This is a genomic window from Leptospira soteropolitanensis (assembly GCF_026151655.1).
In the GTDB taxonomy this organism is placed as follows: Bacteria; Spirochaetota; Leptospiria; order Leptospirales; family Leptospiraceae; genus Leptospira_A; species Leptospira_A soteropolitanensis.
Genome location: NZ_JAMQPN010000002.1, coordinates 369,899 through 392,113, shown reverse-complemented (window position 1 = coordinate 392,113; position 22,215 = coordinate 369,899). Strand labels below are relative to the sequence as shown.

Sequence of the window (22,215 nt, the reverse complement as noted above, 5' to 3'; positions counted from 1 at the left end):
GTTTTTCGCTTGATTGAAGTTTCGTTCAGATTCATGGTTTGAAAGTCCATGAGTCTGAACCGCTCCATTTTTTTTCCTTTAATTCCCTTCATAAGAAATTCTTTTCGAATCTTATTCCCATTCATTCTAGTTTTGGTTTTCCTTTTTCAATGTAAGGGATCCGAAAAACAATTCGATTACAATCGGACACAAAGTGTTGGCCAGGTAAGTCCTGAAGAGCCTTGGAAGTTCAGTCCTGAATTTGCATTGGATAACAAAACTACCACTGCCTTTTGTGCCAATGCAAAAGAAGTTGGTTCTGGATTTACTCTCTATTTACAATCCTACTCACAGTTCTCCGCTTTACAGATACTGAGTGGATTTCATAGATCAGCTCTTGATTTAAAATCAAATGATGCGATTAAGAAACTTCGAATCACAACATTCGATATGGAAACAGAAGATCTAAAATCCAAACTAAAAATAAAATCAACAATCGATTTGGAATTAAACAAACCCAAGTTTGGAAAATCTGGATTTCAAGTAATGGATTTGGATTCCAAGTTCCAAGGAAATGTGATTCGTTTGGAAATTTTAGAAACCTATGGTTTGGGTTCGACTGGACGTGTTTGTATTTCTGAACTTCAATTTGGAGAAATCCAAAAGGAAAATTTTGTATCCTTTCCTTGGGTTTCATTTGATAAAATCAAAAGAACCATTGAACAATTTGGAAAAGCAGAAAGACATTATGCCGGATTTAGGCAACTTATTTTGGCCAATGAAAAGGGTACCATTTTATTTTATGACCAAGGAACCATCCTTCCAGTTTTTTTTAAGGCCGATCAAACCTTTAGTTTTTCAGAGATGTATGGGGAAGGTGATCCTTTAGGTTTTTTACCATCCATTGTGGGAACTTATACCATCCTACAATCTTCGGAAGAAGGACTAGAGTTAAATTTGAGTTATTACGATGGGGGTGGAATCGAAAGAAACATCTCTTGGATTTTTAAACGAGCCGAGGTGGGGGATGAAGATTATGAAAATTTCAAAACCAAACTGGGGACAAGATTTTCTGAGGTGTTTAATCCCAAAACCCATTTTCTGTTAGTTTTAAAAGAAAAGGAATCAGGAAGGACTTTTTATCATTATGAACTTCCTAGACCAAAGTAGATTGGATGAACTAATCCATCCAATCAGGTGTGATTCAAATCTTTTGTTAAGCGATTGTTTTCTTTAGGTCTTTGATATGACTAAGTAGTTCATTTAAAGAGGATTTTTTTTCCGTCTCTTTCCAACCTAATTCTTTGGCAAGCGCATTGGCCACAGGAACCGCTAAAGACTCCGCTAGTTTTAAGTCCAAAAATACAAGTCTCCATCTTCGGGAAAGGACATCGGTAACAGAGAGTGCAAATTCCTTTTTTACAAAATGTTTGATTTCTTCGACAAAGTAACCTGTGCCTTTTTTGATTTCTTTAGGCTGTTTTCCAAGAATAAAAGAAACTTCACCACCGTATGCGTCCACCAAACGAACTGCTGTATCATAGGAAAGGTCATACATGGTTTGGATTTTAGCAACTAAGTGTTTGGAATAACCTTCTGCTCCGGGGAAGGCAAAACTTGCCGTCACACAATTCCTTTTAGGTGGAAGATTTCCCACAGAAATTAGTTTGTCTGTCAGATCTTCCGCCATTTTTCGAAAGGTAGACCATTTCCCTCCCGACATCGTAACAAGGCCAGAATCAGAAACAAGAATGGCTTCTTCTCTTGAGATTGATTTCGTATCTTTTTTATCTCCTGTGGAAATGAGAGGGCGTAAACCAGAGAATACAGATTCAATATCCTCTTTTGTTAATTTAGTATCTAAATAATCATTTCCTGTTTTTAATAAAAATTCTACTTCTGCCTTAAGAGGAAGAGGTTCTTCCTCTATTTTTTGAATGGCTGTGTCTGTGGTTCCTAAGAGAACTTTTCCTTCCCAAGGGATCACAAAAACGACACGTCCGTCTGCGGTTTTTGGGATGATCATGGCAGTGCGACAAGGTAACCTGTCTTTGTCGAAAACGAGATGGATACCTTGGCTTGGGGCTAGGACATTTTCAGCATTGGGATCATCTAATTTGCGAAGAGAATCAATCCAAACCCCTGTAGTATTAGCAACCACCTTGGCTTTGATTGTAATTTTCTTTTTGGTGATTAGGTCTTTTGCTGTCACACCGATGATTTTTCCTTTTGTATCTTTTAAAAAGGAAATCACTTCGATTCGTGAAAGGACATCTGCTCCATTTTCTTTTGCAGCTCTTATTGTTGTGACATTGAGTCTTGAGTCATTGAATTGAGCATCGTAGTAAGATATTCCTCCTTTGAGATTTTCTTTTTTTAAGGAAGCAAAGTAATCTAATGCAGTTGCTTTGGAAATCCTTTCATGTCCTGGTACAACTGACCTACCAGCAAGAATATCATACATGGTAAGACCAATGGAATAAAAAGGTTTTTCCCACCATACATAGGTTGGTAAAACAAATGGGAGTGGCTTAACAAGGTGGGGAGCATTGATGAGAAGCCGTTTCCTTTCTGAAAGTGCTTCGTAAATCAATTTGAAATGGAATTGCGCTAAATAGCGAACACCACCGTGGATGAGTTTTGTGGACCTAGAACTGGTTCCCGCTGAAAAATCTTGTTTTTCTAGGAGTGCTACCTTATAGCCGCGAAGCGCCGCATCGAGTGCCGTGCCGGACCCAGTGGCTCCACCGCCAAGAACTAAGATATCGTAGTCCGTTGCTTCTAATTGTTTTAGGGTTTGTTTTCTTTCATCTAAATGATTCATAAGGGTTTTTACGTACTTTGGTGGTTGCCTATAGAGATTATACGGTTAGTATTGTCAAAAGTCACCATTTCGACCATCGAAAATTTTTGAATTTGTTATGAAAACTGAAAGAGAATTGAACCAAGAATTAGACATCATACGCCGAGGAACTGTTGAGATCATCAGTGAGGCAGAACTTTTAGAAAAGCTTAAATCCAAACCATCCCTTACCATCAAAGCTGGCTTTGATCCGACAGCTCCCGATTTGCATTTAGGCCATTTTGTATTATTACGAAAGTTGAAACATTTCCAAGACCTCGGTCATGAAGTTTGTTTTATGCTCGGTGATTTTACGGCTATGATTGGTGACCCAACAGGAAAATCAGAAACAAGAAAGCGACTTTCAAAAGAAGAGGTATTGGAAAATTCCAAAACCTACCAAAACCAAGTTTTTAAAGTTTTAGATCCTAAAAAAACAAAAATTGTTTATAATTCTCATTGGTGTTCGGAAATGAAATTCGAGGATGTTTTGATTTTAACATCAAAATATACAGTTTCTAGAATGTTGGAAAGAGACGATTTCACCAAACGTCACAAAGCAGGAACTCCTATCTCTATGATTGAATTTTTATACCCGCTTGTCCAAGGGTATGACTCGGTTGCGATGAGAGCAGATGTGGAACTTGGAGGAACCGATCAAAAGTTTAATATGTTAGTCGGTCGCGACTTACAAAGAGAATACGGACAAAAACCACAATCTGTCATTACCCTACCTCTACTTGTAGGACTTGATGGAGTAAAAAAAATGTCAAAGTCTCTCGGAAACTATGTTGGTGTCACAGAGAAACCCATTGACATGTATGGGAAAATCATGTCGATCTCCGATGACCTCATGTGGAATTATTTTGAGTTACTGACCGACCTTCCTGTTACGGAAATGGAAAAAAGAAAGGAAGGGATTCGTTCGAAAACCCTCCATCCGAAAGAAGTCAAAACGGAACTGGCTCTCCTAGTGATGGACCAACTCCATCCAGAAGAAGAAAATAGGAAAGCAGTGGAAGAGTGGACTGCCATCCACAATACGAAAAACAGAGCTCTTCCTGATGAGATACCTACAGAAACTTTGGATCCTTCTTATTTTTCTGAAAAACCGCCACTTCTTGTTTATATTCTTTCTCAATTAAAATTCATTCCCAGTGTGTCGGAAGGGCGCAGGCTCATTCAGGCCGGCGGCTTGTATTTGGATGAGGAAAAAATCACTGATATTGGCTTCACATTGGAACCAGGGAAGGAATACCTAATCCGCCAAGGGAAGAAAGGAAAATTTTTAAAGATAAAGACTTAAGGAATTTCGGCCTGTTTTAGAACGACAGGTCAAAATCCGATATTAGAAAATAAGGAAAACTAAATACCCTCATGTCCCTCGATCCGACAGACGAAGAAAAGGAAATTCAAGATATTGTTCATGAACTTTCCCAGGATATCGAGAAAGACCGGCTGTTTGCAAAAAAGTTAAAGAAACTAGCTCTCATTTCCGCTCTGAGTTTTGTCGGAATCACGGTCCTTGTTCTTTGTGGGTATTTACTTTATTTAAGTCTCAGTGTTACCAAACTAGAAACAGAAGTTAAAGAAAAAGAAAAAAACTTAAGAGAATTAGAACAATCGCTTTTTTCTCTTATGTACCAAGAGCAGCTTCGAGAAGAATATGCACTGGCGGGGGATACCGAACCTGATACAGAACTTGCCAAACAAGTCGAAGAAAACATACAGTTTTTAAAAGAAGTCAGTCAAAATTCGAAAGGCCGAAATATCCTTCGTGGAAATGAATCCCATAAAGAAATTGCCCTTACCTTTGATTTAGCAACCGGAGAAGAGCTCCCTGTCTTATATAACTATATCAAAGATCATAAAATCAAAGTGACTCTTTTTCTTTCGAATGAAAGACCTTCTGATATTAACGGTTCTTTCTTTATTCGGAATAATTTAGATTATATTAAAAAAATGGCAAAAACAGGATCGGTGGAATTTGGCAACCACACTTGGTCCCATTTCAATTACCAGAGATCTGTAACAGAAACCTCGTTAAAAAAGAGGTTGGTACTTGAGTATTTATCCAAATCGGTTTTGGATCTCCCTCGTATGGCAGAAGAGCTAAAACGTGTGGAAGATACCTTCTATTCACTCACCAAACAAGAATTAAAGAAATACTATCGTCTTCCTTATGGAGCCCTTAGTCAATTGATTTTGGATGCTCATGCAAGTCTAGGTTATACCGACCATATTATGTGGTCCAATAACTCTAAAGGATCTCTTGATTTACCTGATTATATTAGCAAACAATTCTTGTATAAAAAAACATCTAAAGGTAAAAAGGAAGTGGTTCGAAATCCGCACTATAAAACAGGTGAGGAAACCTTAACTTTTTTAGACAATTGGGAAAAAGTAGATCCGAACGGAATGAACGGTGCTATCATCTTGATGCACTTAGGTGGACCACGAAAATTTGATAAATTGATTTATATCCTTCCCACATTCATTGAGCGAATGAAGGAAAAAGGATATAAATTTGTAACTTTATCCGAAGTTCTAAACGATAAAAAAGATTAAATTCTAAGAAAATATTTTTCTAAAAATGTAATTAGTTTCTAAATTTTGCAGTTGCCAAATAAGATTTTCATATGCTAGATTTTCTTGGTTTACTGCTGAAGAATTCAATTTAGTTGCAGTAAATTAGTGAAAAAACTTTTTCTTATGCGAATCATTTTTTTCTCGATTGTAATTTTGCAACTATCGCATCTTTAAATGTATATAAGTTTAGGTAGAAAACTGGCACCATAATGAGTGTGATAAAAGTTGCAAAAGCAAGCCCCCATCCAAATGCTAAAGCCATTGGAACAAGGAATGGGTCTTTTCCTCCGATACCATAAGCCGTAGGCAGAAGTCCAAGCACTGTCGTAACCGTGGTAAGCATAACAGCTCTTAGTCGAATACTTCCTGCTTCCACTAGTAATTCAAAAGTTGATTTGTTTGGGTTTTCCAATCGCAATTGATTTGCACAATCCACAAGGACAATGGAGTCGTTGACGACCACCCCGGCAAGCCCAATGATTCCTAGAAAAGCAAGAAAGGAAAAAGGTTGCCCGTGGATTAAAAAAGCAAAAATCACTCCAATGACAGCAAAAGGAATGGCGCTCATTACTATGAGTGGTTGGGCTAAGGAACGAAAGAGTGAGGCAAGAATCATATAGATGATGAGTAGTCCCACAAGAAAGGCTCTTCCGAGGGAGGCCATTGATTCTTCTGTGTCTTTGTTTTCTCCTGAAAAACGTACGGAATAGCCAGGGTATTTGGTAATGATTCCTTCGGTAAGTTTTTTGGCTTCCATATTGACTTGTCTTGATGTTGAAATTGTTTCGTCAATATTGGATGTAACCGTTAATAACCGTTTGCCGTCAAGGTGGTTGATGGAGGCACGTCCGGGGTTTCTATCATAACTAGTAAGTCTAGAAACAGGAATTAAATTTCCTGTTAGGTTATTGACGTATACTTTGTTTAGATGGGCAAGAGAGGAGCGGTATTCTTCTGGAAACCGAACCCGGACATCCACTTCTTCATCAGCACGTTTAATTTTTGTGGAAACGGTCCCTTGTAAGGCAGTATTGATGGCAAGGGAAACCGATTGAACGCTGACACCGGCAAAGGAGGCTAAGGTTTCATCCACTGATACTCGGATTTCATCTTTTCCTTCGTTAAAATCATCTCCTATGTCTGTGACTCCATTGATTTTTGCAAGGGCAGCTTTGTATTCAGCACCAATTTTGAGTAAAGTGGCAAAATCATCTCCTTTGATTTCGATGGCCACAGGTTTTCCAACAGGAGGACCACCTGCTAGTTTTTCAAATTCTAGGTTTACCAGTTTTCCTTTTAATGGAAGATATTCTTTTGGTATTTCAGAAGTAGGTAAGGGTTCCTCTTCTTTTTTACCGAGATTCTCTTTGGCTAATTTTTCTTCTAAAATTTGGAGTGCCTTTTCGTTTAACATAAACTTGGTGTTTTGTCGCACCACTTCGATGATTTTTTCTGTCGACCTATCTCTATTGTCATCAGGGGTTAAATACACCATGACTTGTGCATAATTTTTCCCTCGTTTAGTAAAAGGATCATTGGGATCTTTTTGAATGATACCCACTCTTGAAATGTAATTTTCCACTTCCCCTTTCGGAAGTTTTCCGACGGCATCTTCAATGACACGAATGAAACGGTCTGTTTCTTCCAGTTTCAGTCCTGTTTCTGCTGTAACTCTCACTTGGAAGGTTTCAATCGCTCCTGGGAAAAGTTTGAATTTTCCAAACTTTACTTGGATGGCAATAGAAAATACAAATAGACCCATAAGGAGTCCAACCATCTTCCAGCGATTTTTCAAAGCAAAACTTAAGAGGGGTAAGTAAGTTCTTTCTTTAAACTTAATGAACCAATGTGACTCTTCTTTCACTTCTCCCTTCATATCACCGGCTTTACTCACATCATATAAATGAGAAGGCAACATAAAGAAAGCTTCGAAAAGAGAACTACATAAGGATAAAATCACAACTAGGGGAATGGAGTGGATAAACTTTCCAAAAATCCCTGTCATAAACAACATAGGCCCAAATGCGGCAATCGTAGTAGTAACTGTAGCGGTTACGGGTGCGAGTACTTCGCTTGTCCCACGCATGGCCGCTTCAAAAGGTTCTTCTCCCATTTCCAAATGGCGGTAAACGTTTTCACAAATGATGATGGCATCATCAACTAAAATACCCACAACAATGATAAGTCCCATCATTGAGATTAAGTTTAAAGTAAGTCCCATATAGTTCATGGCAACAAAGGTCATGGCAATGGAGATGGGAATTCCAAGTGCAGTCATTAGTGCCATTCTCCATCCTAGAAAAACGAATAGAGATGCGGTCACAAGGAATAGTCCAGATACAGCGTTGGAAGTTAAAACCCCAAGCCTTCTTCTAATGTATTTTGATAAATCATTTACAAATGCGTGTTTGACAGTTCCGCCTGTAGACTTTATAAATTCTTCAACCACTTGTTTTGAATCATCTACGACTGTGATGGCATCTGCCTTTTCTCTTTTGATAACAGTTAAAGCTATGGCGATGTCACCATTGGATTTGTCTAAATATTCAGAGTCTTCAAATCCTTCCGTTACTCGAGCTACATCTCGAATTCGCACTGACCTTCCTGCATCGTTGGAACGAACAAAAACATTTTCAATTTCTTCTGCTGTATCAAATTCGCCCACTGTTCGGACAATGATTTCTCTTGTTTTTTCATTAATATTCCCTCCGGGAAAATTAATGTTTCGTAACCTAAGGGCATTGATGACTTGAGTAGAGGAGAGAGAAAGGACTCTAAGTTTGTCTGGATCTAAGTCCACTTTCATTTCTCGTTCTCGCCAACCGCGTTTCGTAATCCTTGCGACAGAAGGGAGATCTTTTAATTTCTCTTCTAAAATTTTAGCCTGGTCTCTCAGTTCTTTTGCGTTTAATAACGGTTTGCCATCTCTCGTGGTAGAAGACAAGTGAACTTCTATGACGGGTTGCCTTGCTGTTGTGATTTCTGTTACGATGGGATCATCTACATCTTCTGGTAAATCTTGAATTCGGTCAATGGCAGACTTTAAATCATCAACTACTTTTTGTGTATTCTTTGTATTAGGATCAATGGTAACGATGATACCGGATCTGTTTTCTAAGGAAGCAGAACGAAATTCTTTGATTCCATCCACTTCTTTAATTGCATCTTCCAAAGGTTTTGTAACTAGTTTTTCAACATCGGCTGGAGCTGCTCCTGGATAAACTGTAGTAACACTGACAATGTCAAAGTTGATATTGGGGAATGCTTCCCGATTCATTGTGGCAGCTGTAAACCCACCGACAAGAATGATGAGAAAAGTTAGAAGGTTTACGAATAAACTCTTGGAAAGAAAATACTGAACGATGGATGAGCCCATAAAACTCCTTAAGGAGAAAACTTTTTAATCTAACAATTTACCTGCAGTATCAATGTCTTCGTTATAACCAAATAACTTTGTACTTTTGAGGCGATCTACATAAAGAACACCGAATAGGTGGTCGCACTCGTGTTGTAATACGATGGCCCTGTAACCTTCAATGATTTCTTCATGTTCCTGGAAATTTTCATCCCGCCATTTCATTTTGATTTTACTGGGTCGTTCTACAAATCCGCGCATTCCCGGAACTGAAAGACAACCTTCCCAAAAACCTTCCCCTGGAGGAGAAAGTGGAGTAATTTCTGGATTTAAAATGATTTGGTTTGGAACTTCTGGAGTTCCTGGGTATCTTCCGTTATCATCATCCTGTCCAACAACTACTAGTTTTTTTAAAACACCAATTTGCGGTGCGGCTAAACCAACACCATCTGCATGACGCATGGTTTCAAACATATCGCGGATCAGTTTTTTGAATTCCTTGGTTTGGATTTCGGTTTCAGTTACGTCTTCGCTTGTTTGACGGAGTAAGGGATTACCAATCTTGAGGATTTTTCTAACAGCCATAATCTAATATGGAATAGATTGAAAAAGGTCACTGATTGATCAAGTGATCTCCAATCCAAATGAAAAAGAATTTGACAGGGGAGGCTTTGAACTGTGAAATTCCGGGAGGGATTTTGGAGACGAGGGGAATCGAACCCCCGACCTTTTGAATGCCATTCAAACGCTCTCCCAACTGAGCTACGTCCCCTTGTGCTAATCCAAGGTGAGAGAACGCGTTTGTCTGTCAACAGAATCCCAAATTGGCTAAGGAACCAGAGATGTTATGGGACAAGATACGGTAGAAGAACTGACTAAAAAATTGAAAATCCAATCGGATATCATCAAAGGCTATGAAAAAGTTCTTAGACTCAATGAACAAGAATTAGCCAATGCCGATGAAATCATCCGTATGTACGAACAGATTATTGATTATTCGCGTATGGAACTTCGGGAAGCGAAAGAAACTGTACAAGCCAGTTCCATGGTATCCAATCTTAGTCGAGACGAGCTGATGTCAGCCTTCGACAAAATCAAGTCTTTGGAAGATGCTAATCGTAAACTAAGAGAAGAATCACTCAAATTTAACAAAGATTAAACCATTGAAACCAAGCTCTCTTCCGCCGATCATTCGAAAACATAACGAAGGCGGATTTTACCTTTCCTCATCTTCCGAACTGGATGACTTGTACCATTTTATCCTTGGTCAAGCAAAACGCTTAGTTTCGGCAAAATCTGCGGCTTTTTACTTCCGAAATGAAAGGGGAAACTTGAGCCGTTTGGGTTTGGTAGGTGACAAATCGAGTGCTGGTTCTATTGCTAAACATGTTTTTAAAACCAGAAAAAGTATTTTAATTAAAAAAGGATCTCATATCAAAGATTCGGACGGACCTGTTGCCGAATCGTATATTGCCTGTTATGTGGGAGATGAGATAGGAGATTTGGCGCTCGGAGTTTTGGTTCTTGAGGGAATCAAACATTTCCAAAATTTTTCCGAACAAGATTTAGACTTAATCAACTATTTTAGTGCCAATCTCAATGCTCTTTTTAAAGACACTGTCCTTTCAGAAGCGGAACCTCAGTTTTTTAATTCTCTTACTACCTCAATCCTTCTTCTCATTGATAACGCCAATATTCATAATAATAACAATCGACTTCAGTATTTTTTAGAAGAGATCATTCGAGTGGCTGTTCTTATCAACACCAGTGTTGACTTGGAACATGTTCTTGTAATGGTAATGGAATCAGCGAAATCGGTTTTTAGAACTGAGGCTAGTTCCTTGCTTTTGTTAGATGATAAAAAAGAGTATCTCCTCTTTCATACAGTGACAGGTGAGAAAAGAGAAGAAGTTGCAAAAATAAAGGTTCCTGTAGGTCAGGGAATTGCAGGAACAGTTGCTGTAACAAAACAGCCCATGATCATAAATGATGCGCAAAATGACAACCGTGTCTTTCGGGATGTAGATAAGGCTTCCAATTTTATTACCAGAAATATTTTAGCAAGCCCACTCATTGTGGGAGATGAAGTGATCGGAGTCATTGAAGCGATCAATACCATTGACAGAAATAATTTTAGTCAAGATGACATTGATACATTTTTGTCTTTTTCCAGTGCATGTGCAGTAGCCATTCAAAAAACGAGACTTCTCGATAACCTGAATGTGACAAACCTTGAACTCAAACAAAAACTGAGTACTTTAGAATCCATTTTCGATTTGGGACAGGCAGTACTAGAATCCCATGATGAACTGGGTCTTATGTCAAAAACTCTGAGTATTCTCACCAAAGAATTGTCATGCGAAGATGCGGGTATGGTCATCATTGAGGAAAAAAATAAAAACCGAATCCAAGTGTATGCAAGACAACTTGGCATTGTCCGGGAGTCTTTTTTTCCCATGCAAGAGAGTCGCCTTTTTTTAAGCCTTATGGAAGCTGGAAATCCTCGGATGGCGGTGGTTACTACACAGCTTGAGGAATCTTTTTTAGAACTTGAGTTTTATACCTTAAAGAAAAATTTTTTGATTTTGCCGATCGCTCCCAGAGGAGGGAATTTACGTGCTGCACTTTATGTCAGCGGAAAACAATCGGCCCATTCTTTTAATGAAACTGACCTAAGAATGTTGAAGACTCTTTCCTCTCCTTTAGCGAAAGCTTACGAAAACCTTCGTTTGAACCAGGAAATCATTACAAAAAAATCGATCGAAAAAGAGATCGAAATTACTAGAAAAATTCAAAATAATATTCTACCAAATTCTTTGTTACAATCGCCTTTATTTGATTTGGGAGTTATGTCTGTTGCCGCCAAAGAAGTGTCAGGTGATTTTTACGATTTTCACTCCTTTGGGGAAGATCAGTTCTCTTTTCTAGTTGCTGATGTGTCTGGAAAAAGTTTGCCTGCGGCAATCTTTATGGCAATGTCTAGTTCCATCATTCGAACTTTATCTCGGACTACAGACATTTCTCCCTCTGAACTTTTGTTTCGTGCCAACCAATTGATTTATGAAGATTCGCAGTCCGGAATGTTTGTAACTTTGTTTCTAGTCAATTACCAAAGGCGAACTCGGACTTTAAAATTTGCGTCAGCTGGCCACAACGACCAGATTTGGATTCGTAGCGATGGAAGTTTCGAACTTCTGAAAGGAAAAGGGGCCCCACTTGGAGTCGTTCCTCAAACAAATTACCAAGGTGGAGAAATCCAAATCGAACCAGGCGACATTTTGGTATTTTACACGGATGGTGCCATCGAAGAAAAAAATCCTGATGAGGAAGAGTATGGACTGGATCGTTTTATTGAGTTTATCATCCAAAGAAGGCTTGATTCTTCTCAAAAAATTGTTGAGGCAGTCTACGATGATATCCGGAAATTTTCGAGGTCGGAAGAGCAATACGACGATTTTACTGTAATGATTTTAAAATTTGCAGAAGTCACGAGCTTTGAGGTTTCTAGAGTGTTTCCTGCTCACCCAGATGAAATTCCTCACTTACGCGACTTTATTTCTGAACATTTAGAAGGGAAAATCACAAAACCCTTTGCATTCGATGATATTCTGATATCTTTGGATGAAGCCGCGACCAATATAGTCATGCATAGTTATAAGGATACGGAACTAAGTCATCCAAGTTTTGAATGCAGGTTGGAACTCCTTGGAGACAATCTTAAAGTTGTACTGATTGACGAAGGCAAACCCTTTGACAGAAAAAAAGTTCCTAAACCTTCTGTAGAAGCCAATTTAAAGGGCGAACGGAAGGGAGGATTTGGCGTTTATCTTATGGAGACTCTGATGGACAAGGTGTCCTACGACTTCAACGGGAAACAAAACATAACCTATTTGGAGAAAACTATCGTATGAACGAAGATAAAATTGGAATCCATTCGGAAGCGGTTGGGGAGAAAGTGATTGTTCATGTCCAAGGTAATTTGGATGTACACAACACACATAAAATTGAAAAGGATTTAATGGCTCTTGTGAGTGCTGCAAGAAAACCAGTCGTTTTCAATTTAAGCGATGTGCCCTTTATCTCTTCTGCCGGACTTCGGTTGCTTGTGACAACTCTTCGCCTTTGCCAAGAACAAAAAATAAGCATTTCTATCTGCGGATTACAACCTGCGGTAGAAAAAGTATTCGATATCATTGGAATGCAGCAGCTATTTACAATTTATCCTGATTTAGACTCTGCTCTGAATTAAAAATCACTTTTCTAAGTGATCCTAAACAAAACATTGGAAAAAAACTTATGGAAACCAAGCAGTATTCCCTAAACAACCCGTTCAAAGAATCCAAGGCTCCGGAAACCCAAACCGGAATTTATGATGATGCTCTCAAACTGGGAAAGGAACTCATTGAGAAACCTTTCCTTGGTGGCGGCGAAGATAGAATTCGCGTCCAACACTCCAAAAACCGTATGACGGTTTGGGAAAGAATCAAAGTCCTTACTGACGAAGAACCTAATATCACTTATCAGAACTGGGGACCCAACTTAGATGGGGCCTCCATTGTAACCGGAATTTTAAATATCAAAGGCCGCGATGTGGCGGTCTACGGACACGACTTCACCCTTCGTGCTGGTTCTATGGATGCAACGAACGGAAGTAAACTAGCTCGCCTCATCCAAATGGCTGGAACCCACGGAATTCCACTCATTGGGATGAACGACTCTGCAGGTGCTTATGTTCCTGCGGGAGTGGGTGGACTGGACGGATATTCCGAAGCCTTTACCGCACTTCGTAAAATCAGTGGTGTGGTTCCTTCGGTCATGCTTATGTTTGGTTTTAATGCGGGTGGAGGGGCTTACCTCCCACGCCAAGGATCTTTTATGATCCAATGTGATGGAACTTTCTTTGGTCTTACCGGACCTGGTGTGGTTAAGTCTGTATTGGGTGAAGATATTTCCGCAGAGGATTTGGGTGGGCCAAAAGTTCATGGCCAATCAGGAGTAGTTGATCTTGTTACAGGTGATGAATTAGGATCGCTTCGAACTGCCATTCGTCTTTTATCGTATTTACCAGATAATAACCATAGTTTTGCGCCGTTTTATCCAACTTCGGATCCGGTAGACAGGTTCATTTACGAAGAAGACATTCTTTTCAGAAAAACTTTTAATTCCCCAACAGGGATGAACACTCCTTTTGATATCACGCTTTATTTACAACAAATCTGTGATCATGGTGAGTTCTTTGAATTACAACCGCAAAGAGCAAGAAACATCGTAACTGCTTTTGGTCGTATCGGCGGTCATGTGGTTGGTTTTCTTGCCAATAACTCTGCCGTATCTTCGGGACAGATTGATATTGGAGCATCTCGCAAAGGAACTCGTTTTGTAAGATTCTGTAACTTATACAATATTCCAATGGTTTTTGTAGAAGATACAACGGGATTTTTACCAGGTCGTGACCAAGAACATAATGGTATCGTTCTTGAAGGTAGAAAACTTCTCGATTCAATCATTGACCTTAGAACTCCAAGACTCACTCTCATCATTCGTAATGCGTTTGGTGGTGCTTATGCAACATTTAACTCCTATTTTACGGGAGCTTCTATGGTGTTTGCGCTTCCGACTGCAAGGATTGCGGTTATGGGCCCTGCTGGAAAAGAGTATGTTTATAAAGATGAAATCACCAGTATCCAAAAAGAGTTTTTGGCTAATGTGAAAAAGGGAATGAGTGAAAAAGAAGCCGCCGCCGTTCGCGATGCTAAACTTTTTGAAATCGGACAACGATACGAAAAAGAACTCATGAATCCGAAAGAAGCACTTTCTCTTGGTTCTGTTTCCTCCATCATCTTACCAGGTTATACAAGAAACGTATTATCGAAAAACTTGAATTTCCTAATGTCAAAATACAAACCGGCGGAAATGTCCGGTCCTCAAAGGGAGTTTGAATAATTTCCATGTTAGATAAGAATTTAAAACGCATTCAGTTCCAAGAGTCCGAGTCCGCATGGATTCGTTCCTTTAGTGTGGAATCCATCAAATGCCTCATCGTGTGCCGTGGACCTGTTCGTAAAGAAACTATGGATGTCTTTGATGCCATTGGTGTAAAAGAATATGGAATTTTACTTTCCGAAAAAGATTCTATTGTTTATCCAAAAGCCCTGGCTCCAGAGCTTCGTAACTTTCGATTCCCAGAAAACATCCACCGAGTTCCCGATTATATGGGAGCAGGGAAAGAAGAGAAAGAACAACGCATTCACCAAATCATTGGAATGGCAAAAGACAATGGATACACCCATATCTTTGCTGGTTACGGATTTATGGCTGAAGATGCGGAATTCATTGAAGCCATCGAAAAAGCAGGCATCGTCTTTATGGGACCAAGTTCCCATGTTGCTAAGGGTGCAGGTGCAAAAGATGAAGCAAAAAAACTTGCAAGAAGTCTGAATGTATCGGTAACGCCTGGTGTTGATAATATCACGGCCCTTGCCTTACTTCGTAAAACGGGAAATTCCAAAGATGGACTTCTTAAAGTTGCAAAGGAAAATAATATATCTTTTTCTTTTAACGATTCTCGCTCATTGGAAGACAATGCGGAAGACTTACTCCAACTATCCTATGAAAAAACCATAGACATCACTTCCATTCCAGACTTACAAAAAGAGTCTACCATACTTTGTGAGGATATTTGGAAGAAATATCCTGGCAAACGAATCCGATTCAAATACATCGGTGGTGGTGGTGGAAAAGGGCAACGTGTCATCAGCGATAAGTCAGAAATTGATGCTGCCGTTATGGAAATTCTTGCAGAATCAAAAGTGACTGCTGTTGGTTCGAACAGAAACTTCCTAATCGAACTAAACATTGAAAACACCCGCCATAACGAAATCCAACTTATCGGTAACGGGGAATGGTCATTGTCTCTTGGGGGTCGTGATTGTTCTTTGCAGATGCACGAACAAAAACTTTTGGAAATTTCCCAAACGGTAGAATTACTTCAAAAAGAAGCTGATTTAGTTCGTTCCTCAAATTCAAAAAAAGCGGCCATCCTCGACAAAGATGTACAAACTTTAAAAGATATGGAACACCAAGCTGAAGTGTTTGGTAAAGCCATTCGTTTGAATTCTGTTTCTACTTTTGAGTGTATTGTGGAAGGAAATAGTTTCTTCTTTATGGAAGTAAACACAAGGATTCAGGTGGAGCATCGCGTTACGGAAATGGTGTACAAAATGAGGTTCACCAATCCCAACGATCCAAATGACTTTTTTTACATTGACTCTCTAGTGGAAGCAATGGCAGTTCTTTCTATCCACGGACCTAGGGTTCCAAAACCTGAGAGAATTTTACGAAATGTATCTGGTGCTGAGGTTCGGATCAATGCCACCAACCGTGCTCTTCAACCGCATGCGGGTGGGATCATCCAAAACTGGTCCAAGGCACTTCCTGAGGAAATCAGGGATGACCAAGGTATTTGTACCCGTAACCCGGATACAGGGGCCTTTGTACATTATAACCTAGCGGGTGCTTATGATTCGAACGTGGCTCTCATTGTTTCTTATGGAACTAGCCGAACAGAAAATTTGGAAATTTTGGGAAACATTCTTCGCAAAACAGAGCTTAGAGGACAAAACTTAGAAACCAATTTACTTGTTCATTATGGACTCATCCAATGGATTTTGGGTAAAGACGCGATGTTCAAACCATCTACTGCGTTTATGATTTCCTATTTGGCAGGAATTGGAGCTTTGCAATCCATTATCAATGATTTGGATTTAGAATACCTTTGGTCCGAAAAAACGAAGGCTTCTGACCCAGATCTAAAGAAAATTCTAAACAAAAAGATGACCCTTGTCATTCGACCTTTAGAACGCCTTCTTGCAAACCCTCATCTTCTAGGTGGATTCCTTGGCTATTTCGATGGAAAACTATGGACCCGTACTGGGAACAATGTGGCTTTCTGTGAGAACCCAATCCAATTTTTGGATTCTTTGTATTATTATTTGAATCTAGATACAACGGAAGAAAAAGCAAGTTCGGAAAAAATTTGGGATCATGATGCAAGTTTGCTAAATGAAGCGAAAGCTTTCTATTCCGAACTATCGAATCGAACAGGGCTTAGTTCTTGGAAAGAGTTATCAGAAGCACTTGCTAAAGGTAAAAATCCTTCTAAGTCACTTTCTGATGATCTTTGGAATGCTTCTGTGGCAAGCCATAATGGATTTCAAGCTGGTCTTGAAACACTACTTTTACTTCCCAAAATCGGAATCAAATCCAATTTCTTTGGTTTGGATGTGAATGCTGATTTGGAAGGTGTAGTACCGGATGAATTCAAAAACAAAGATACAAGGGATGCATACATCAAAACATTGAACCCTCCGCCAAAAATGTCTGGAGATGAAATTGTGGCTCCGATGGGTGGAATGTTCTACTCGAAGGAAGCACCAAATCTTCCACCACTCATTAATGAAGGGGATCACTTTCAAGCAGGCCAACCACTCTTTATCATTGAAGTAATGAAGATGTTTAATAAGATCTTAGCTCCAGTGAGTGGTACGGTTGTGAAAAATCTGATGGTAGATTCTGACGGGAAAATTGTGACGAAAGCACAACCCATCTTCAAAATCAAACCAGATGAAATTCTAAAGGAAGAATCACCTGAAGAAATTCGAACAAGAAAAGTAAAAGTGACAAAGGAATTGGGTCTCGGCTAATCAGCCGTAACCCACAATTGTTTTGTAAATTTCCGAAAGAGGGAGGATGTGGTTTACACCTCCTCTCTTGATCGCTTCCCTAGGCATTCCAAACACAACGGATGTTTCTTCATTTTGAGCAATCGTGTCGGCGCCAGCTTCTTTCATCTCAAGAAGTCCCGAAGCACCGTCATCTCCCATTCCAGTCATGATGATCCCTTTCGAATTTTTACCAGCTTGTCTTGCGACAGAGCGAAATAATACATCCACGGATGGTTTGTGTCGATTCACTAGCGGTCCATCTGCCACTTCTACAAAGTACTGAGCACCAGAACGTTTCACTGTCATATGTCGATTTCCGGGTGCAATGAGTGCAAGTCCTCTTACCACACGGTCTCCATCTTTAGCTTCTCTAACGTTAATTTCACAAATGGAATCTAAACGTTTAGCAAAGGTTTCTGTAAATTTTTCCGGCATATGTTGAACGATCACTATCCCTGGCGTTTTATCTCTCGGAAGTTTTGTGAGAACTTCTTCTAACGCGATCGTTCCTCCAGTGGAAGTTCCAATCGCGACAATTTTTTCTGTAGCTTGGAGTTGGGAGATATCTTGTTTTTTATCTGATTTAATAGTGAATTGTTTTTGTGAGGATAATGATGGAAGTGCTTTTAAGGAAACGGATGCTGCTGCCAATACTGCATCTGTGAGTTCCATCGTACTTTCATTTAAAAAGTCTTTTAGTCCTATTTTCGGTTTTGTAATGATATCACAAGCTCCGAGACTCATTGCAAGCATTGCCGTATCGGAACCTTCGGCGGTCAAAGTGGAACAAATAACCACTGGTGTTGGCCTTTCTTCCATAATTTTTTTTAGAAAAGAGAGACCATCCATTCTTGGCATTTCGATATCTAAGACAATCACATCTGGCCAATGATTATTCATTTTATCTAAGGCAAAAATAGGGTCAGAGGCACTTCCCAAAAATTCAAAATTAGAATCTGATTTGAATATTTCTGTTAGAACCTGTCTTACGACAGCTGAATCATCGATGACAAATACCTTGATTTTTTTCATATGATTACTTTTTTTCTACCCAAACTTCGCCGTCCCAGACGCTAAAATAAATCTTTCGCGATAAGTTTCCGCCAGTATCCTCTGAAATAATTTTTATACCTTTATCATCTAAAATCTTTTTAGCAAATTCTGCATTTCTTGCACCTACATGAGAAGCTGAATTATTTTTTAAAATTTCCCTTTCTTCGTGAAGAAACATATTTGATCCACCAAATACTTTCGCGTAATATTCGCTTGGTTGTGATCTGTATTTTTTAATTTCAGATAAAAAAAAGGAAACGGCATCAATGCCATATTTATGCGTTTTTTCTGAGTGAATATCAGCCGGCATGGGGAGTAGGTAGTGACACAACCCCCCAATATGACGATTCGGATGCCATAAAACGATGGATACACAAGAACCAAGTAAAGTCCTTACCCTAAATTCTGGTCCACCGAAGAAAATTTCTCCTGGATTTAGAAAACGGTCAATAACTTCCTTCGGTGCTTCCATTTAATTAACATTAACTGATGTTTCTTGAATTGCCTGTAACTCTGAAAGTTCCAAAATTTGATTCACTTTTAAGATGATTACAAATTTGTTCTCTAATTTTCCAAGTCCTTGGATAAAATCCAATCGAATCTTGGATCCAAAACTAGGAGGTTCCTCTATTGATTCAGGTGGAATATCTACCACTTCGTTTACTGCATCCACTAGTAGGCCAACATCAACAATTTCATTTTCCAATTTTATTTCTGTAATGATGATACACGTCTTGCGATTAGTTTCTGTTTTTCTTTTGTAGAACCTCATATTGAGATCGATGACAGGAACAACATTCCCTCGAAGGTTAATAACACCAGGAATGTATTCCGGCATCATAGGTACATGGGTCACTGATTCATATTCAATGATCTCTTTGATGTATAAGATTCCCAAACCAAATAGTTCCTCGGAAATCTGGAAGGTTAAGTATTGGAGTTCCTGCATATTGGTAACCTACTTAATACTTTTGGAACTTATTATGTTCATCTGCCGGTTCCGTTTTTCTGGCATTTGGAGTTTGTAATCTCGTAGTTGTTTTTACCTGTTTAGAGTGTTTTGAATCTACTACCGATTGGAATCCTGCCTGTTTTCCTAATTTAAAGAAACTAATCGACGAGAGAAGTTTTTCTGCCTGTGCTTGCAATTCTTCTGCAATGGCAGCTAATTCTTCCGAGGCACTGGCTGATTGTTGAGAAACCTGGTCGAGTTGGCCCATTGCTTTATTGACTTCATTGACACCAGAAGATTGTTCCTGGCTTGCTGCAGTGATTTCCTGGACAAGGTCTGCTGTTTTATTGATAGCTGGAACAATTTCTTCGATAAGTTTTCCTGCGGACTCGGCTATTTGTACCGAACTCCCAGCCAAACTTCCAATTTCGTTCGCTGATTTTTGTGAACGTTCTGCCAATTTTCTCACTTCAGAAGCAACTACTGCAAATCCTTTTCCATGTTCACCAGCTCTTGCCGCTTCTATGGCAGCATTTAATGCGAGTAAGTTGGTTTGGTATGCAATGTCTTCTATGATAGAAATTTTATCTGCAATTTCTTTCATTGCAGAAACAGTATTTTTTACTGCTTCTCCACCTTGTTTCGCATCTTTAGCTGATTTCGTTGCAATTGTATCTGTTTGTTTAGCGTTTTCCGCATTTTGGTCTATCGAAGCACCCATCTCTTCTAGTGAAGCAGAAGTTTCTTCTACCGAGGCAGCTTGTTCACTTGCCCCTTGTGAAAGTGTACTTGCAGTGGAAGCAACTTCATCTGCTGCATTGACAAGTGCGTCGGTATTAGTTCTTACATCATTGATGATATCTACCAGTTTTTTTGAAGTATTATTGAAGGAATCTCTTAGTCTTGCAAACCCACCATCGTATTCGTTAGTGATAAGTTGTGTAAGGTCTCCATTTTCTAATGCGGAAAGTCCTATCACAAGATCATCAACAATTCTCGCTGTTTCAATGGCGATATTCTTTTGTTCCGTAATATCTGTTGCAAATTTGATTACTTTGTAAGGTTTCCCGTTTAAATCTAGAATGGGGTTATATGTAGCTTGTAACCAAACCGCTTTTCCCTCTTTACCAATTCGTCTGTATTCAGCCGTTTGGAATTCTCCTCGATTGAGAGCAGCCCAAAACTGACGATATTCTTCCGAATTAACCATAGCCTGTTCCACAAACAATCTATGGTGTTTTCCAACAATTTCTTGTAACCCATATCCCATAGTTTTTAAGAAGATATCGTTGGCAGTGATTATGGATCCATCCATATTGAATTCAATGGTCGCCTGTGCTTTGTTAATTGCTTCGATTTGGCCGATAAACTCTCTTACAATTTTTTTATTTTCTGTGATATCAGTCGCAAATTTGATTACTTTCATTGGCTTTCCATTTGAGTCCAAAATTGGTGTATAAGTTGCTTGGAGCCAAACTTCTTTTCCATTTTTACCAAGTCGTTTGAATTCGGCAGATTGGTATTCTCCCCGATTGAGAGCAGTCCAGAATTGACGATAACTTTCTGAATTTGCCTCTTGGGTTTCCAGAAATATTCTGTGGTGTTGTCCTTTAATTTCTGCCAAACTATAGTTCATTAAATTTAGGAAATTTTCATTGGCCGCAATGATAGTGCCATCCATTGTAAATTCGATGGTTGCTTGGGATCTCTCAATTGCTTTAGCATTAGCATTTGCTTCCGTTACATCGGCCCATTCCACAACACTTCCTAGTCTTTCTCCAGAATTTGTGATGATAGGATTTGCAATTAAATTAAACTCTCTGTTTCCAATCTTTATGCTTGATTTATGTTCTGATGTAAAGTTACCGAGAATTCTTCTTTGGTGACTTGGATCCTTGTGGTAACTATCAATGTTGCTTCCCATTAAGTCATTCAGTGAAAAATTTCTAATTTGTGATTTTATATCGGATTCCGATTTAGCAAACATGGACCGAATAGCTTTGTTCATATAAACAACATTCAAGTTTAAATCAGAAATCATTACATAGGTCGATACACTATCTAATGCAGTTTTGATTTGGATAGCATCTTTTAGCGGCTTATCAACTTGTTTTAGGAGTAATAAAAGAAGGCTTGCTGTGATAATTAGAAATACGGCAGCAGAAATAAAAATAGGGAAAATTTTTTCATTTGATGTCTTATTGTCTTTTGTGACATCATAAATACTTTCTTTATTGAGTTGTGAGTTCCATTTTGAAATAGAACTAGAATAAGGTTTCCAAGACTTAGAGAGATTTGTTTTTAGGTTTTCTTTTTTATTAGAATCCTCTGGTTCGTTTATGAAGGTTTTAATTGAATTTAGATATTCATCTTTTTCTGTTTTTCCAGTTTTTAAGATATTCAACTCTTCTGTAGAGGAGGGAAGAGAACCAGCTTTTTCCCATTCAGTGTTTAGTTTTTCTATATCATATTTAATTTTTGCTACAGATGTTTTATCTATTTCTTGTGACTGAAGGATAGAGGATATATCTGATTGAATCGATTGGCTTAGATTCCAAATGGCTGTTAGATTCTCTGTTTTTTGTAATTGTATTTGTTTTTTTTCCTCCGAAAAACTTGAATCCGTGAGTATTCCCCAGGAGTAGGCCAGAGTCCAAATTACAAATATTAAACCTGTCAAAAAAAAGCCTATTAGCTTTGTGCTTATCTTTATATTTTTCAT

15 protein-coding genes and 1 tRNA gene are annotated in these 22,215 nt (G+C 38.9%); 8 read left to right on the top strand and 8 right to left on the bottom strand.

Going from position 1 to position 22,215, the window contains the following annotated elements; genetic code table 11:
* The first annotated feature begins 48 nt into the window (after positions 1-48).
* A complete protein-coding gene (locus tag ND811_RS06555) occupies positions 49-1,149 on the top strand; it encodes an NADase-type glycan-binding domain-containing protein (protein ID WP_265351298.1) in 1,101 nt (366 codons plus the stop codon).
* Between the two features lie 46 nt (positions 1,150-1,195).
* Here ND811_RS06555 and ND811_RS06550 read toward each other — a convergent pair whose 3' ends face one another.
* Positions 1,196-2,803: a glycerol-3-phosphate dehydrogenase/oxidase gene (locus tag ND811_RS06550; protein ID WP_265351297.1), complete on the bottom strand. Its 1,608-nt coding sequence runs from the start codon at positions 2,801-2,803 to the stop codon at positions 1,196-1,198.
* A 97-nt stretch (positions 2,804-2,900) separates the two neighbouring features.
* Here ND811_RS06550 and tyrS point away from each other — a divergent pair, with 97 nt between their 5' ends.
* Both tyrS and ND811_RS06540 read left to right on the top strand, forming a co-directional pair.
* Positions 2,901-4,127 carry a tyrosine--tRNA ligase gene (gene tyrS, locus ND811_RS06545; protein ID WP_265351296.1) on the top strand — a complete coding sequence of 409 codons (1,227 nt, stop codon included), beginning with the start codon at positions 2,901-2,903 and terminating at the stop codon, positions 4,125-4,127.
* A 71-nt stretch (positions 4,128-4,198) separates the two neighbouring features.
* A complete protein-coding gene (locus tag ND811_RS06540; protein WP_265351295.1) occupies positions 4,199-5,389 on the top strand; it encodes a polysaccharide deacetylase family protein in 1,191 nt (396 codons plus the stop codon).
* A 151-nt stretch (positions 5,390-5,540) separates the two neighbouring features.
* Here the strand turns inward: ND811_RS06540 and ND811_RS06535 are convergent, their stop codons facing one another.
* The 3 genes from ND811_RS06535 to ND811_RS06525 all read right to left on the bottom strand — a co-directional run bounded on the left by ND811_RS06535 (position 5,541) and on the right by ND811_RS06525 (position 9,537).
* The gene (locus ND811_RS06535) at positions 5,541-8,786 is read right to left on the bottom strand and encodes an efflux RND transporter permease subunit (protein ID WP_265351294.1); all 3,246 of its coding nucleotides are present in this window, start codon (positions 8,784-8,786) and stop codon (positions 5,541-5,543) included.
* 24 nt (positions 8,787-8,810) lie between these two features.
* On the bottom strand, positions 8,811-9,350 hold the full coding sequence (gene def, locus ND811_RS06530) for a peptide deformylase (protein ID WP_135744163.1): 540 nt from the start codon (positions 9,348-9,350) through the stop codon (positions 8,811-8,813).
* Between the two features lie 114 nt (positions 9,351-9,464).
* Positions 9,465-9,537 (bottom strand) — tRNA-Ala (locus ND811_RS06525).
* 75 nt (positions 9,538-9,612) lie between these two features.
* Here ND811_RS06525 and ND811_RS06520 point away from each other — a divergent pair.
* The 5 genes from ND811_RS06520 to ND811_RS06500 are packed head-to-tail and all read left to right on the top strand — an operon-like array spanning position 9,613 to position 17,467.
* The gene (locus tag ND811_RS06520; RefSeq protein ID WP_004788640.1) at positions 9,613-9,924 is read left to right on the top strand and encodes a hypothetical protein; all 312 of its coding nucleotides are present in this window, start codon (positions 9,613-9,615) and stop codon (positions 9,922-9,924) included.
* 4 nt (positions 9,925-9,928) lie between these two features.
* Positions 9,929-12,676, top strand: a complete 2,748-nt coding sequence (locus ND811_RS06515; protein ID WP_265351293.1) for a SpoIIE family protein phosphatase — start codon at positions 9,929-9,931, stop codon at positions 12,674-12,676.
* Positions 12,673-13,014: an STAS domain-containing protein gene (locus tag ND811_RS06510; RefSeq protein WP_265351292.1), complete on the top strand. Its 342-nt coding sequence runs from the start codon at positions 12,673-12,675 to the stop codon at positions 13,012-13,014. The genes ND811_RS06515 and ND811_RS06510 overlap by 4 nt, the downstream gene beginning before the upstream one ends.
* Before the next feature lie 47 nt (positions 13,015-13,061).
* Positions 13,062-14,708, top strand: a complete 1,647-nt coding sequence (locus ND811_RS06505) for an acyl-CoA carboxylase subunit beta (RefSeq protein WP_265351291.1) — start codon at positions 13,062-13,064, stop codon at positions 14,706-14,708.
* Between the two features lie 5 nt (positions 14,709-14,713).
* Positions 14,714-17,467, top strand: coding sequence for an ATP-binding protein (locus tag ND811_RS06500; RefSeq protein WP_265351290.1), 2,754 nt, complete (start codon positions 14,714-14,716; stop codon positions 17,465-17,467).
* Here the strand turns inward: ND811_RS06500 and ND811_RS06495 are convergent, their stop codons facing one another.
* The 4 genes from ND811_RS06495 to ND811_RS06480 are packed head-to-tail and all read right to left on the bottom strand — an operon-like array spanning position 17,468 to position 22,215.
* Complete coding sequence (locus ND811_RS06495; RefSeq protein WP_265351289.1) at positions 17,468-18,520, bottom strand: protein-glutamate methylesterase/protein-glutamine glutaminase; 1,053 nt, start codon at positions 18,518-18,520, stop codon at positions 17,468-17,470.
* A 4-nt stretch (positions 18,521-18,524) separates the two neighbouring features.
* Positions 18,525-19,013: a chemotaxis protein CheD gene (locus ND811_RS06490; protein WP_265351288.1), complete on the bottom strand. Its 489-nt coding sequence runs from the start codon at positions 19,011-19,013 to the stop codon at positions 18,525-18,527.
* Entirely contained in the window at positions 19,014-19,490 is a 477-nt protein-coding gene (locus ND811_RS06485) for a chemotaxis protein CheW (RefSeq protein WP_265351287.1), read from the bottom strand.
* 13 nt (positions 19,491-19,503) lie between these two features.
* Entirely contained in the window at positions 19,504-22,215 is a 2,712-nt protein-coding gene (locus ND811_RS06480; protein ID WP_265351286.1) for a methyl-accepting chemotaxis protein, read from the bottom strand.